This is a genomic window from Photobacterium pectinilyticum, assembly GCF_024357955.1.
In the GTDB taxonomy this organism is placed as follows: domain Bacteria; phylum Pseudomonadota; class Gammaproteobacteria; order Enterobacterales; family Vibrionaceae; genus Photobacterium; species Photobacterium pectinilyticum.
Map to the genome: position 1 here is coordinate 92,496 of NZ_JANEYT010000002.1, position 13,304 is coordinate 105,799.

General features: G+C 48.2%; 12 protein-coding genes. 4 read left to right on the forward strand and 8 right to left on the reverse strand.

Going from position 1 to position 13,304, the window contains the following annotated elements; all coding sequences use genetic code 11:
- The first annotated feature begins 86 nt into the window (after positions 1–86).
- Positions 87–791, forward strand: a complete 705-nt coding sequence (locus tag NHN17_RS01485) for a 3-deoxy-D-manno-octulosonic acid kinase (protein WP_255040327.1) — start codon at positions 87–89, stop codon at positions 789–791.
- A 35-nt stretch (positions 792–826) separates the two neighbouring features.
- On the opposite strand, the gene waaA is transcribed toward NHN17_RS01485, so the two are convergent.
- Positions 827–2,116 (reverse strand): lipid IV(A) 3-deoxy-D-manno-octulosonic acid transferase, encoded by a 1,290-nt coding sequence (waaA, locus tag NHN17_RS01490; RefSeq protein ID WP_255040328.1) that lies wholly within the window; start codon positions 2,114–2,116, stop codon positions 827–829.
- Positions 2,117–2,256: 140 nt separating this feature from the next.
- Here waaA and NHN17_RS01495 point away from each other — a divergent pair, with 140 nt between their 5' ends.
- Positions 2,257–3,312 carry a CDP-glycerol glycerophosphotransferase family protein gene (locus tag NHN17_RS01495; protein WP_255040329.1) on the forward strand — a complete coding sequence of 352 codons (1,056 nt, stop codon included), beginning with the start codon at positions 2,257–2,259 and terminating at the stop codon, positions 3,310–3,312.
- 77 nt (positions 3,313–3,389) lie between these two features.
- Complete coding sequence (locus NHN17_RS01500) at positions 3,390–4,493, forward strand: glycosyltransferase (RefSeq protein WP_255040330.1); 1,104 nt, start codon at positions 3,390–3,392, stop codon at positions 4,491–4,493.
- A 233-nt stretch (positions 4,494–4,726) separates the two neighbouring features.
- On the opposite strand, the gene NHN17_RS01505 is transcribed toward NHN17_RS01500, so the two are convergent.
- The 4 genes from NHN17_RS01505 to rfaD are packed head-to-tail and all read right to left on the reverse strand — an operon-like array spanning position 4,727 to position 8,710.
- The gene (locus tag NHN17_RS01505) at positions 4,727–5,566 is read right to left on the reverse strand and encodes a glycosyltransferase family 2 protein (RefSeq protein ID WP_255040331.1); all 840 of its coding nucleotides are present in this window, start codon (positions 5,564–5,566) and stop codon (positions 4,727–4,729) included.
- Positions 5,567–5,568: 2 nt separating this feature from the next.
- A complete protein-coding gene (locus NHN17_RS01510; protein ID WP_255040332.1) occupies positions 5,569–6,831 on the reverse strand; it encodes an O-antigen ligase family protein in 1,263 nt (420 codons plus the stop codon).
- Positions 6,803–7,753 carry a lauroyl-Kdo(2)-lipid IV(A) myristoyltransferase gene (gene lpxM / locus NHN17_RS01515; protein WP_255040333.1) on the reverse strand — a complete coding sequence of 317 codons (951 nt, stop codon included), beginning with the start codon at positions 7,751–7,753 and terminating at the stop codon, positions 6,803–6,805. The genes NHN17_RS01510 and lpxM overlap by 29 nt, the downstream gene beginning before the upstream one ends.
- Positions 7,754–8,710, reverse strand: a complete 957-nt coding sequence (gene rfaD / locus NHN17_RS01520; RefSeq protein ID WP_255040335.1) for an ADP-glyceromanno-heptose 6-epimerase — start codon at positions 8,708–8,710, stop codon at positions 7,754–7,756.
- A gap of 112 nt (positions 8,711–8,822) precedes the next feature.
- Between rfaD and NHN17_RS01525 the strand changes: the two genes are divergently transcribed.
- Positions 8,823–9,467, forward strand: coding sequence for a TetR/AcrR family transcriptional regulator (locus NHN17_RS01525; RefSeq protein WP_255040337.1), 645 nt, complete (start codon positions 8,823–8,825; stop codon positions 9,465–9,467).
- Here NHN17_RS01525 and NHN17_RS01530 read toward each other — a convergent pair.
- The 3 genes from NHN17_RS01530 to gpmM are packed head-to-tail and all read right to left on the reverse strand — an operon-like array spanning position 9,464 to position 12,955.
- Positions 9,464–10,204, reverse strand: a complete 741-nt coding sequence (locus NHN17_RS01530) for a divergent polysaccharide deacetylase family protein (protein ID WP_255040338.1) — start codon at positions 10,202–10,204, stop codon at positions 9,464–9,466. The genes NHN17_RS01525 and NHN17_RS01530 overlap by 4 nt on opposite strands.
- A 46-nt stretch (positions 10,205–10,250) precedes the next feature.
- Positions 10,251–11,405 (reverse strand): peptidoglycan DD-metalloendopeptidase family protein, encoded by a 1,155-nt coding sequence (locus NHN17_RS01535; protein ID WP_255040339.1) that lies wholly within the window; start codon positions 11,403–11,405, stop codon positions 10,251–10,253.
- 8 nt (positions 11,406–11,413) lie between these two features.
- The gene (gpmM, locus tag NHN17_RS01540; protein WP_255040340.1) at positions 11,414–12,955 is read right to left on the reverse strand and encodes a 2,3-bisphosphoglycerate-independent phosphoglycerate mutase; all 1,542 of its coding nucleotides are present in this window, start codon (positions 12,953–12,955) and stop codon (positions 11,414–11,416) included.
- Positions 12,956–13,304 lie beyond the last annotated feature (349 nt).

Here is a 13,304-nt window from a genome sequence, read left to right on the forward strand (position 1 = left end):
AGTCCTGTTAATCAATCAGAGATGAAATTATGCAGTTCAGGTAAGTGATTGTAAAATACTCTGTCCCTCAAGCTTGGAGATAAAGCGTGCAAGAAATAACAAGCAGTAACCAGAGGATCTGGTTTGCCCCTGAATTATTGGCTGAAGATCCGCAGCAATGCTTCGACCCGGCTTTCTGGCAGCAACAAGATTTGGTCATTGGCTCGGCCCAGGGCCGCGGGACGACATGGTTTGTCAAAGGCAAACGCATAGAGATGGCATTGCGCCATTATCGCCGCGGCGGATTGTTCGGCAAACTGGTCAAGGATGCTTATTGGTTTACCGGGTGGGAGAAAACCCGCAGTGCCGAGGAGTTCCAACTGCTTGATAAGCTAGCCTGTGGTGGGGTACGAGTACCGCGTCCGGTGGCCGCCCGTGCGACCAAACAGGGGCTGACGTACCGAGCCGACCTCTTGGTGGAAAAAGTGCCTGACGCAAAAGACTTAGTCGCGCTGTTGGAGCGTGTCGCCTTACAGGAAGAAAACTGGCGGTCGATAGGGGCTATGGTCAGAAAGATGCACGACCTCCAAGTTTGCCATACCGATCTCAACAGCCACAACATCTTGCTAGATGGCCAGCAGCAGGTCTGGTTAATTGATTTTGATAAGTGCTATGAAAAAGAGGGGGAGAGCTGGAAGGAAGATAACCTGTCCCGCCTGCACCGATCTTTTGTCAAAGAGCAAGGCAAGCGGGGGATCAAGTTTGAATCACAATGCTGGCAATGGTTATTGAGCGGCTATCAGGCTGACTGATTTATTCGGCTGATGGCTGCGGGTGCTTAACGACTCTAACTATTGTCTGAAAGCTGCTTGCCAATCACTGCCAGTGTTTTGGTCACGGCCCCTTGGTTTTGCCGTACGACTTCAATTGCGGCCTTACCCATATGCTGGCATTGTTCTGGATCGGACAACAGAGCAGTTAGGCGCTCGCCTATCTGTTTGGCGCTATCGCAAACCTCTAATGCACCGGCAGCTTCGAGCTGTTGGGTAATATCGGTAAAGTTGTAGTAGCTCGGCCCGGTTAGTACAGGCTTCGCCAGAGCGGCAGGCTCAAGCATATTATGGCCGCCAACCTTATCGCCGATCAAACTGCCGCACATTACGGTGACATCGGCAGCCCCCATCAATAGCAACATTTCCCCCATGGTATCGGCCAGATAGACATCAGTTGTGTCATCGACGTTTTGTACTGAAGTGCGGCGAACACAGTTTAGCTGCTGCGACAGACACAATTCAGCAACGCTGTCGAAGCGCTCCGGGTGGCGTGGTACCAATATCAGCAGGCATTTGGGGTGGTATTGTTTGACGGCCTTGAACGCCTTGAGAATTTGCTCGTCTTCTCCTTTGTGGGTGCTGGCGGCAATCCATACTGGTCGCGACTCTCCCAGTTGCTGGCGAAGTTGCTGGGACTGTTCAAGCAAGGCGGGCTCTATCTGTATATCGAATTTGACCGAACCGGTGACGCTCAGGCGGCTTGTTGGGATCCCCAAACCAGCAAAACGCTCGGCATCGTCTTGGTGCAGGCACAGTAGGTGGCTAAGGTTGGGTGCTATCATATTGAACACAGGCTGGAACTTGGCGTACCGCTTGGCTGAACGCGCTGACAGGCGGGCATTCATTACAATCACCGGGACCCCCGTGTGGTGAACGGTGGCTAGGGTATTGGGCCATAATTCTGTTTCCATGATCAGCAGAGCCGATGGACGGACAGCTTGTAGGAACCTTCTGACACACCAAGCAAAATCAATCGGCATGTAGCGGTGCTCAACCAAATTACCTAGCTTACCGATTTGCTCAGCCCCGGTGCTTGTGGTCGTGGTGACGACGATAGTTTGCTCTGGGTTCTGGGCTTTGATGGCTTTAATCACCGGGATGGCAGCAATAGATTCACCGACAGAGACCGCATGAATCCAAATGGGCCGGGTACCATTTGTTGTTGGTAGTGGTGACGTAAAGCCGAAATGTTCTTTCCAGCGCGGCCCAAAAGCGGGTTTGTTGGGCCGACGGCGGTAGAGGCCAAACAATAGCAATGGAGATGCCGTTGCCAGCAGCAAAGTGTACAGGGCTCTGATAAACATACGATAGCTTGTGGTCTTGGGTTATCTGCCTATTATAACGGGATATATGCTTGATAACAGATAGGGATATTTCCCAATCTTTCTATTGATTGGGATAGAATGCATATTATTTTTTGTAATTTGACGCCGAGGGTGAAGCTGTGAGCCATCAGAGCAAGCGCTATTTAATGTATGTTGCTCAGAATTATTCTTATGCCATGCTGCGTCCGCTGCAGGCTACGATACGTGAACAGGGTGGTGACGTTCGCTGGTTTATTGAAGGGAATGAAGCAAACCCTAGCTATATCAAAGCAGATGAAACGCTACTGACGTCGGTAGAGGCTGTAAAAGCTTGGCGGCCGGATATCGTCTTTGTTCCAGGGAATGTGGTTCCAAATTTTATTCCTGGTATTAAAGTCGGTGTGTTTCATGGTTTTAACTCTGGAAAAAGAGCTCGTAATGGCCACTTTCAAATTAGAGGGTGCTTTGATCTGTATTGCACTCAGGGGCCAAACACGACTGAGCGTTTCGAACAATTGGCTTTAGAGCATGGCTATTTCCGGGTTGCCCAAACTGGGTGGCCGGCGTTGGATCCGTTGTTTTCACCCATCATCGATAACCCTTATAAAGCGCCTGACGATGAGCGGCCGACAGTACTCATGTGCTCGACTTTTTCCCGTAACTTGACTTGTGCGCCTGTGCTTTTCGATAAAATTAAGGGACTAGCGGCAGCAGGTAAATGGCGCTGGTTAATTCAATTCCACCCGAAAATGGATCCAGCCATTGTTGAGCAATACAAACAACTGCAAAACGAGAATTTGCAGTTTGTCGAGACAGATAATGTTCTTCCTTTGCTACAAGCAGCGGATGTGATGCTGTGTGATACGTCTTCGATTTTGCTAATGTTTTTATTACAGCGTAAACCGGTAGTCACATTTCGTAACCAGATCCCGAGTGGGCATTTATTGAATGTCACTGATGTTGAGCAGGTTGAATCGGCTCTGGAGCAAGCTTTGCAGCGCCCAGCGGCACTGATGGCTGAAATTGAGCAATACTGTCAGGAGCTACACCCTTATAGGGATGGCCAATCAAGTTTACGTGTATTGGCAGCTGCAAATCAGATGTTGGCTGATGGTAGGGCGGGGCTTAAACCCAAACCGCTTAATTTGCTGCGTCAATTCAAGATGCGGAAGAAACTAAGCTACTGGAAATTGTAGGGCTCATAGTCGAATAATCGTTTGGTAACGTTGTTGTGTGAGTGCAATTCAGTATTGTATAGATATGGTAATTTGAGATGAGTCAGAAAATTAAAGTTCTAGCGGTGACACACCATGGAAGAAAAAACATCAACCCTATTCGTCCTGAAGCGTCTCAGATAATAGGTATGCACAAATCAGGACTGGTTGATGTCACTGTGATGTGCAATCCCGGGTCGACCTTGATCCCTTTCCTTGAAGCCGAAGGGGTCAAGGTGGTAACCGATCCTTTAGACAAGAAAGTGAGCATTGATACCATTAGGGCAATTCGCAAGTATATCACTGAAAACGATATTCAAATTCTGCACCTTTATAACAATATTGCTTGCTCGAATGGGTGTTTTGCTGCGATTGGCACAAAAGCTAAGGTCATTGCTTACCGTGGGCAGACCGGCAATATTAGTCGATTTGATCCGACGAGCTATTTAACTATGCTAAATCCTCGCTTAGATAAAATTATTTGTGTTGCCAAGGCGATTGAGGTCGACCTGCAAAATTATATCTGGGGGGATAAGGGTAAGGCTGTCACTGTTTATAAAGGCCATGATCAATCTTGGTACCAAAACCCGCCTGCTAACTTGGATCATCTCAACCTGCCTGAAGATAGCTTTAAGTTATCTTTAGTGGCGAACTTAAGGCCAAGAAAAGGTCTGCATGTATTGATGGATGCGATGAAATTATTGCCAGATGATATCAATATTGATGTTCTGCTTGTTGGTGCTGACCCTAAGTCGGAGAAAATTCAGCAGATGATAGCCCGCAGTGGAAAGCCTGCGAGGGTTCATGCCTTGGGTTATCGTGAAGATGCTCCAGAAGTGGCTGCGTCATCAGATCTCACTATCCTTCCAACAACTAAACGAGAAGGGCTATGTCGTGCAGTGCTGGAAGCAAACTCTTATAGCGTCCCTTCCATTGTGTCTGATACTGGTGGTAATGCAGAGTTAGTGGCGGATGGTGAAACCGGAATTGTGGTTCCACCCAGTGATGCAGAAGCCTTGGCCGATGCAATACTTAAGCTATATAACGACCGTCAGTTGTGTAAGCAATATGGCGTGGCTGCCAAACAGCGGGTTATTGATAAATTCAACGTAGAGCAGGGTGTTGAGGCAACACTAAAATGCTACAAAGAGTTGCTTAGCTAGAGCTTATACCAATCTGGATAAGTCGTTGATCAAGTATTTGCACTGGAAAAATCGTTGTTATAAAGGCAGATATTGCAGTAACTAGTGGCTCTAATTACAAAATATTTAACGCAGAGAACAGCGATTTTAACCTGCAAGACTGATCAAATATTTATGTAGGTTGGTATTACACACTATATAAAAGAGGGAGTGCTTGCTCCCTCTTTTTCACTCTATGTAATTAGTCGTTTTAATCACTTAGTCATTTTCTTGTATCTAGGTTTTAGCTTTACCGCTTGGCGCAATAAGCGTTGAGACCATTTCTTGCTGCTGTTGCCGAAGTTGTGTGGCCCTTGGGGGCCTAAGTAATGATAGAGTATGTCATCGAGATAATGTGCTTCCTCTCCCGCCATTTCCAACAGCGGTGAGGTTAAGTACTTATCACTGCATCGCCTAACATACTGTTTGTCTTCGGTTACTAGATCTTCATATTTAATTTTTTTGCACTCAAGCCAAGCTCTGAACCTGCCGGTATACAAGAAGAAATTAAGCGTACTTTTTACTTCTTCTTCACTCAGGGTTAGAGATGATGGATTTACTTGCTTCCATAATGAATACTTGAATGTCTTTAAGTGGCTAGCTCGCCATTTTACATAACGGAATAGGTTGAGCTTATGGATAATGCCGGGATAGGCTGAGCAATTCGATCCTCGCTTACCGTCAACAGTGTAAGAACCAAATGTCATCAAACATTGTTGCTGCTCATAGGTGTTTCTCAGGCACTCAAATGAACCCGTACCAGCAAGAGAATCATCCCCATCAATCAATACAATAACATCATCGTCATCAGGCTGAGCGAGTTTGATGGTTTCAGCAATATTGCCCATTGAATACAGCTTTTTTTGATGACGTATCAAGTGAAAACGTTCATCATCACGAATGTTTTCTTCAATGACTTCACAACTATTGTCGGTAGACAGGTCATCACCAAAATACACCTCGAAGTTTGTGTAAGTCTGCGCTTTTAATATGTCTATATTTTTTTTAAGGTGCTCTGACATATTATAGACAGCACTAATTACTATAAACTTCATAGTTACTTACACTCTTTCCTAGTTGTTGTTTTCATAACTTCATGTTTTCTAAGTAGCATGTACATGCAAAATATATAAAAAACGAAAGGATGGGATCTTTCAAGCGGTACATCCGTCAAGCTGACCGTTAGGTAAACGCTGATCAATACCCAGATCAGTGTTTTATTGTCTGTACCCTTTGATGAGCAAAGAGGGTATATGACAAAAAGTAATATGGCAAAAAGGCCGAAGACACCATAACTGGCTAAATCATCCATCCACTGGTTGTGCAAGTGTGAAAATCTAGCGGCTTCATGTGAAATGAAGTCCTCATTGGCCATTTGCTCTTTTACTTCTTGCTGACCAGCATCACCAACACCCAGCAACCAGTGAGATTTAATGATTTCGACACCAGCTTTCCACATTTGCAGCCTTAAGCCAATAGAGGTTTCCATGTTGTTAGACTGAATTTGTTGAACTTCATATAAAGTGGTATCAATCCTTTTTGCTATTGGCTGCTTTAGCATTACAGTAACAGACAAAAGGACAAGAACGGAGCCAAAGACGACTTTATAATTCAGTACTTTTAAATTGACAGTACGGGCAATGAGCATTAGAGAGCCAGCTCCGAATGCTAACCATGGGCCTCTAGAGGCAGATAGAATTAATGGGAAGAGTGCAATAATTGCAAAAAATAGAGCAATAGACTTATGCTTTTTATCTTGTTCAGTAATAGCAAAGTATAAGCTTGCATTGGCCAAGAAGGCGCTGATAATGCCTATGCGTATCGGGTTTATTGACCAACTCCCTCTGCTGAATAATGAACCGTCAAAGTACTGGATAAACATAAATACAACAAGGCTACCTGATAAGATCCAGACTAAGTTTTTGAAGGTAATTTTCTCCAGGTAACTTGGTGGAAGAATAGCAAGGTATAGGACACTTAAGCTAAGGATCCTGAAGCGGCTAGAGGAAACGCCGTAAGTAAAATAAGCGACGATGGCAAACAGCAGATTTGCGACCAAGAGCCATAGGAGCTTGTTTTGTTTTATATTGCTTAGGATGTCTTTGTACCCAAGAAAGTAAATACGGGCAATGACAACTAATGGCACGAGTACATTGAGTATCTTGTCGCCATTTGCGAAAGCAAAGACGCCACTGAAAACCCAAAAAAGCGGTAAGAGAATGATTGAATGTATAATCAAGTTCTTATCAAAATTCACTATTTTTTGCACTGTTTTTTGCATTGTTCCAACACTAACTGCGGTATGGATTGGTCCCGCCATTAGGCCGGGTCTTCAATAAACGTAAAATCCACATGTACTGCTCAGGACGTTCGGTGACGTACTGCTCGATACACTGGTTCATCAAGCGGGCGTCCTGCTCCTCGGTGTCCAGCGGAAACGGTGAGAGCGGTGGATAGATGTCTATCTCGTATTTTCCAGTCTCGCTGTTGTAAATCGAGTACAAAGGGACAATCTTGGCTCGGCTTAACTTCGCTAGGCGGCCCAGTCCGGCAATCGTCGCCTTGGTGGTGGCGAAAAAGTCGACAAATACACTGTGCTCGGCCCCCAAGTCTTCATCTGGCAAATAGTAGCCCAAATAGCCCTCGCGGATAGACTTAATAAAGGGTTTTATCCCGCCACTGCGCTCGTAAACGCGGCCGCCGTATTGTACACGCTGTTTATGCATTAACCAGTCAGAGACGATATTTTTCTGCTTTTTCGCCATCGCCGAAACGGGCAATCCGCGCGATGCAAGCAAAACTGCTGGAATATCAATGGCCCAGGTGTGAGGCACTAGCAAGATGGTACTGTCGCCATTTTCCTTCAATGCTGTCAGGTGTTCTTCACCTCGGACAACCGTGTTGTCTTCCAGCCACTGGCGGTTGCGAACGCTGAGCGCTGCGAACCCCATCAGAAAGCTGCCGGCGGTAATGTAGCTTTCGAGCAGCATTGCTTCTCGCTCTTCTTCGCTTTTGTCGGGAAAACACATTTGCAGGTTTACCCGGGCGCGGCGGTTGGCTTTGCTGTTGAACGTCACCGCGCGTTTGGCAAATGCGCTCGCCATGGCACGACGGGTGCGGTGTGGCAGCAAGCACAGTAGCGCGGCGATCGCGACGGCCAACCAGGTTCCCCAGTATTTTGGGTGCAGGAATGCCCAGTTGAACTCTGGGTTGTAGGCTTTTTTATCGTAGTGGTCTTTCATCTAGTGTTTTGGTGCTTGGTTGATGGTTGCCATGTAGTCGGCCACGCCTTCGGCGACAGACTTGAAGGTGTCGGTATAGCCGGCGGCCCGTAATTTGGTCAAGTCGGCTTCGGTAAAGGCTTGGTAGCGGCCTTTCAGATGATCAGGGAAAGGGACTTCTTCTACCTCCCCCTTACCGTGATGCTTGATCACCGCCTTGGCGACCTCGCTGAAAGGTTCGGCCTGGCCGGTACCACAGTTGTAGATCCCCGAGACGTTGTTTTGCCAGAACCACAGGTTGACCTTGCAGACATCGCCGACAAAGACAAAATCGCGTTTGAGGTTATCTGAACCCTCGAACAGTTTCGGGTTGTCACCTTGATTGATCTGGTTATTGAGGTGGAAGGCGACCGAGGCCATGCTGCCCTTGTGTTGTTCGCGAGGTCCATAGACATTGAAGTAACGGAAGCCAGTGATTTGCGATAGGGTTTCACCGTGCTCTTCGGCATCTTGCCACAGACGGCGGACATAGTTGTCGAACAACTGTTTGGAGTATCCGTAGACGTTGAGCGCACCTTCGTATTGGCGCTCTTCGATAAAGTCGTGGTCACGACCACCGTAGGTTGCGGCGGAGGAGGCATACAAAAACGGAATACTTCGCTCGAGGCAGTAATGCAGTAGCTCTTTGGAGTACTCGTAGTTGTTGAGCATCATGTACTTGCCGTCCCACTCGGTAGTGGATGAGCAGGCACCCTGATGGAATACCGCATCGATTGGACCGAAGTCGTCACCCGCCATGATCTGGGTGATGAAGTCTTCTTTGTCCATGTAATCAGCAATATCCAAATCGACCAGGTTGGCGAACTTGGTGCCGTCCTTGAGGTTGTCGACTACCAGAATGTCACTGCAGCCTTGCTCATTGAGTGCTTTTACAAGATTGCTGCCGATCATACCGGCACCACCAGTTACTATAATCATGGCTCTTCCAGTCTGTAGGGTGGATAACAAGGGTTAGACCCGCTGTTATAGATTATGTTTATGATAGTATTAGCAGATTGCCAAATGATCTGGGCAAAGAAGTGAGAAGCAAATGAAGACCCGTGACAAAATTATCCTGGCTGCACTGGAGCTTTTCAATGAAAGCGGTGAGCCGAATATTACCACTAACCATATTGCTGCCCATTTAGGGATTAGCCCCGGTAATCTGTATTATCATTTCCGTAATAAGGAAGAGATTATACACAGTATTTTCGATCAATACGCGCATGATCTCAGTGTTCACTTTCAACCCCTTGAAAATGCAAATATAACCGCAGATGACTTGCTGGTATATCTCGACTCAGTATTTATGTTGATGTGGCGTTACCGTTTTTTTTACGCCAACTTACCTGATATTTTGCAGCGTGACCCAGAACTTCAACAAAAGTACCTTGCGGCACAGGAAGGTCTGCATAAGGACATCACGGCGATGATGGCCAGTTTCCGTACTGGTGGTCTGCTGGATATCGATCAAGAGGAACTGGAGAATCTGGCTACGACCCTCAAACTTGTTGCGTCGAGCTGGATATTTTACCAGACCACCCAAGCGCCAGGTGCCAAGATCACCAAAGCGGTACTTTATCAGGGGGTGTTGCACATCCTAGGTATCGTTAGGCCGTTGACCACCGCCGAGGGTAAGTCACAGGTGCTGCAACTTAAAGCGCACTACCGCGATCAGATTGAGAAAGATATTTAAAAAGACGGGTCGAGTTCGGATAACCTGACCAGTTGGATCCCTTGCCCTTCAAGTAAAGGTAGTGCTCGACTCAACACGTCAAGCGTCACCGGGTAGGGGTGGCCGATTGCAATTGCATAGCCATTCGCTTTGGCTTGTTGGACGGCGCGGGAAAGTTGTTGGTTGACGAACTTTTCGGTACTTAGGTGGTCGAGAAACACATGGCGGCGCAGGGCGGGCACATTCTGTTGTTTGGCCAGCTTGAGTGCGACCGAGCGGGCGGTCGTTCGGCTATCTAAGAAAAACAATCCCTGATCCGACAGGACTTCCATCACCCAGCCCATGGCTTGTGGATCTTGGGTCAGGGCGCTACCCATGTGGTTATTGACGGCGATGGCATCTGGCACTCTTTCTAGCCCCCAGCGCAATACGTGCTGTAAGGTCTGTTGATCCATCTGCCGGGTCAGGGTCGCCATCTCGAGCGGTGCCCGATGTAGGGGCTCCATTGGCATATGGAGCAAGACATCGCGTTGCTGCTGTTGGGCTAATTTGCTGGTTGCTCTGTCATAGGGCGTATCTGGCAGGATGGAGACACTGATCTGTGGCGGCAGTGCAGATAAGGCGGCAGGCATAGGTTGATAGCCAAGATCATCGATGACGATGGCCAGTTTGGCCGCGAGGGCCATACTGGACGATCCCATACTGGCTAAAACAAGGGCAAGGCCAAAAGCCAACTTCCCGAATATACGACTCTTCACCACAAGCTATCCTTTGCTTATTCGGTACGAATGGAAAACGCGACTTTTATCTTGTCAGCCAACTGCGTGGGTTAGTCGGTGTGCCCTTACGGCGTATCTCAAAATACAGCGAAGACTGATCCTGCCCGCCACTGTCACCAATCAAAGCAATATTTTCATTGGCCTGTACGGTATCGCCAACTTTTTTCAGCAAGGTTTGATTGTAGCCATAGAAGCTCATGTCCCCTTTGCCGTGGTCGACGGCAAGTACCAAGCCGTATCCGCGCAACCAGTCAGCAAACACAACTTTGCCGGGGTAGATAGCCTTCACCGGGCTCCCGGCTGACTGGGCGATCACCATACCTTTCCAGTGCAGCTCGCCTTGTTGGCTGGTGCCATAGTTATGTAGGATTCTTCCTTTGACCGGCCAGGGCAATTTGCCTTTCTGATTAGCCAAGCCATCCATCGGGGCACGACGTGCGGCTTCAGCGGCAGCTCTGGCTTTTTCGATTTCTTTGACCAAGCGTTGCTCGTTTTGCTTGAGCTCCGTCAGGTATTGGTTATCGGTCGTCAGTTGGCTTCGCAGGTTTCGCACGGTTTTTTGCCGTTGGCTACGCTCACTTTCCAGTTTGCGTTTGTGATCCTTGAGCTTGGTCAGCAGTGCCTGTTGCTCGTTTTGCTGCTCACCCAACTGATGCTGTTTGAGCTGTAATTCGGTGGTAGTCGCTGCCAGCTCGTCGAGGGCATGGCTGCGTGCTTGGCTCAGGCGCTCGGCATAGACAGTAAAGCGATCAAGCTGGCCGCTGTCCTCGCCACTGAGCATCAGTGCCAATTGGCTTTGCTTACCTTGCTTATAATGGGCGTTGAGTAGTTCTTTGAGCAGTTCTTGTTGACCCAGTTGCTGTTGGCGCAGTTGTTCGAGCTGTTGCCTTAGTGCGCGGATCGATGTGCTCAGTTCGGTTGAGCGTGATTCTGCCTGATGGATCGACTTGGCAGTGTCGGCGATGCCCACTTCCTGTTGGCGCAGGCTTTTTTGCAGTTGGTCGACTTTCTTGCGATTCGTTGCGACCTGGCCTTGCTGGCGGGAGATTTCCTGCTTAACCCCTTTGAGCTGGCCTTCATCAGCCATTACATGGGAGCTAAACTGCAGGCATAGAAAAACGCCAGTGCAAACTGCACTGGCGCGAAGACTATGGTGTAGGTGTTTGATAACTTCCCGCATAGGGGAGATTATTTCAGATCAAACAGCACCTGACCAGTCATCTCTTCAGGGATTTCCATATCTGTTAGGGCTAGCATTGTTGGTGCTAGATCAGACAGTTTACCGCCTTCTTTCAGAGTCAGCGCTTTGTCGCCGACGTACACGAGCGGTACAGGTAGGCTAGTGTGAGCCGTGTGAATGCCACCTGTTTCTGGGTTGACCATCATCTCTGCGTTACCGTGGTCGGCAGTGATCAGAAGCTGGCCGTCCATTTCACGGATGGCTTCAACTACACGGCCGAGACAGCCGTCAACCGCTTCGGTCGCTTGTACTGCAGCATCATAAACGCCAGTGTGGCCAACCATATCAAGGTTCGGGTAGTTACAGATGATGGTATCGAACTCACCGCTCTTGATGGCCGCAACCAACTTGTCAGTCAGCTCTGGCGCGCTCATTTCAGGTTGAAGATCGTAAGTCGCTACTTTTGGTGAAGCCACTAAACGGCGCTCTTCACCGTCGAACTCGTCTTCCACACCACCGTTGAAGAAGAAAGTCACGTGCGCATATTTCTCTGTTTCAGAGATACGAAGCTGCTTCTTGCCTTTTTTCGATAGCCACTCACCTAGCGTGTTAACCAAATCCGCTGGTGGGTAAGCGATAGGCAGGTTGATGTCCGCCGCGTACTGGGTCAGCATTACAACGTCCGCAAGGGCAGGGAACTGAGCACGCTCGAAGCCAGCGAAATCCACGTCGAAAGTACGGGTGATCTGGCGGGCACGGTCAGCACGGTAGTTCATGAAGATAACGGCATCACCATCTTCCATTGCAGCCGAGTCCTGGCCTTCGGCGCGGATCTCAGTGGCTTTAACGAACTCATCGTTTTCGTCACGGGCGTAAGCTGCTTCCAGACCTTCAACGGCAGAAGCTACGGTGAATTCTGCTTTCGCTGCGGTTAGCAGGTTGTAAGCAACTTCAACACGATCCCAGTTGTTGTCACGGTCCATTGCGTAGTAACGACCCACTAGCGAAGCAACACGGCCTTTGCCTAGCTCAGCAAACAGGGCGTCGAAACGCTCTAGTGATGCCTGTGCGCTACGAGGTGGGGTGTCACGGCCGTCTAGGAAGCAGTGTAGATAGATTTTTTCAGCGCCGCGTTTTGCTGCCATTTCTACAGCTGCTGCGATGTGGTCTTCGTGGCTGTGAACACCGCCCGGAGACATCAGGCCCATGATGTGTACAGTTTTGCCTGCGTTGACGGCTTTATCGATAGCGCCAGTAAGTGCTGGGTTTTCGAAGAAGTCACCGTCAGCAATTGACTTGGTGATACGAGTAAGATCTTGGTAAACGATGCGGCCGGCACCGATGTTGGTGTGACCTACTTCAGAGTTACCCATCTGGCCATCAGGCAGGCCAACATCCATACCTGATGCTGAGATCAGAGTGTTTGCTTCGTTTGCCATCAGGCCATCGATAACTGGCGTGTTGGCGTTAGCAATAGCGTTGTTGGCGTTGTCTTGGCGGTAACCCCAGCCATCTAGGATAACTAAAGCTAATGGCTTTTTAGCAGACATATGCTGTCCCTCGTATGTTAAAACCTGAAATGAATATCGATCAATTACCTTAGCCCTCAATACGCTAGGGCTAAGGTAATTGATCGTAGTGGACGTAATTTTACTACAGTTTATGGTGAAAACTGTAGGTCAAGATCAAACAATGCTGTAAATAGATTGTTATCTTTCTACGGAAATATATTCATTTCTGATGATAAGTGTAAGTCCTGAAGCACAGTTTTTTTACTTTTTCTTATGCTGCAATAATGCTCAAGGTAGTTAGGGCTTATACTGAGAGCGCCAAGGACCAGTGAGCCGCCGCGCGGATTTATTGCATCTAGCTGTACAACCAGGCTGTCGAGGGTATACT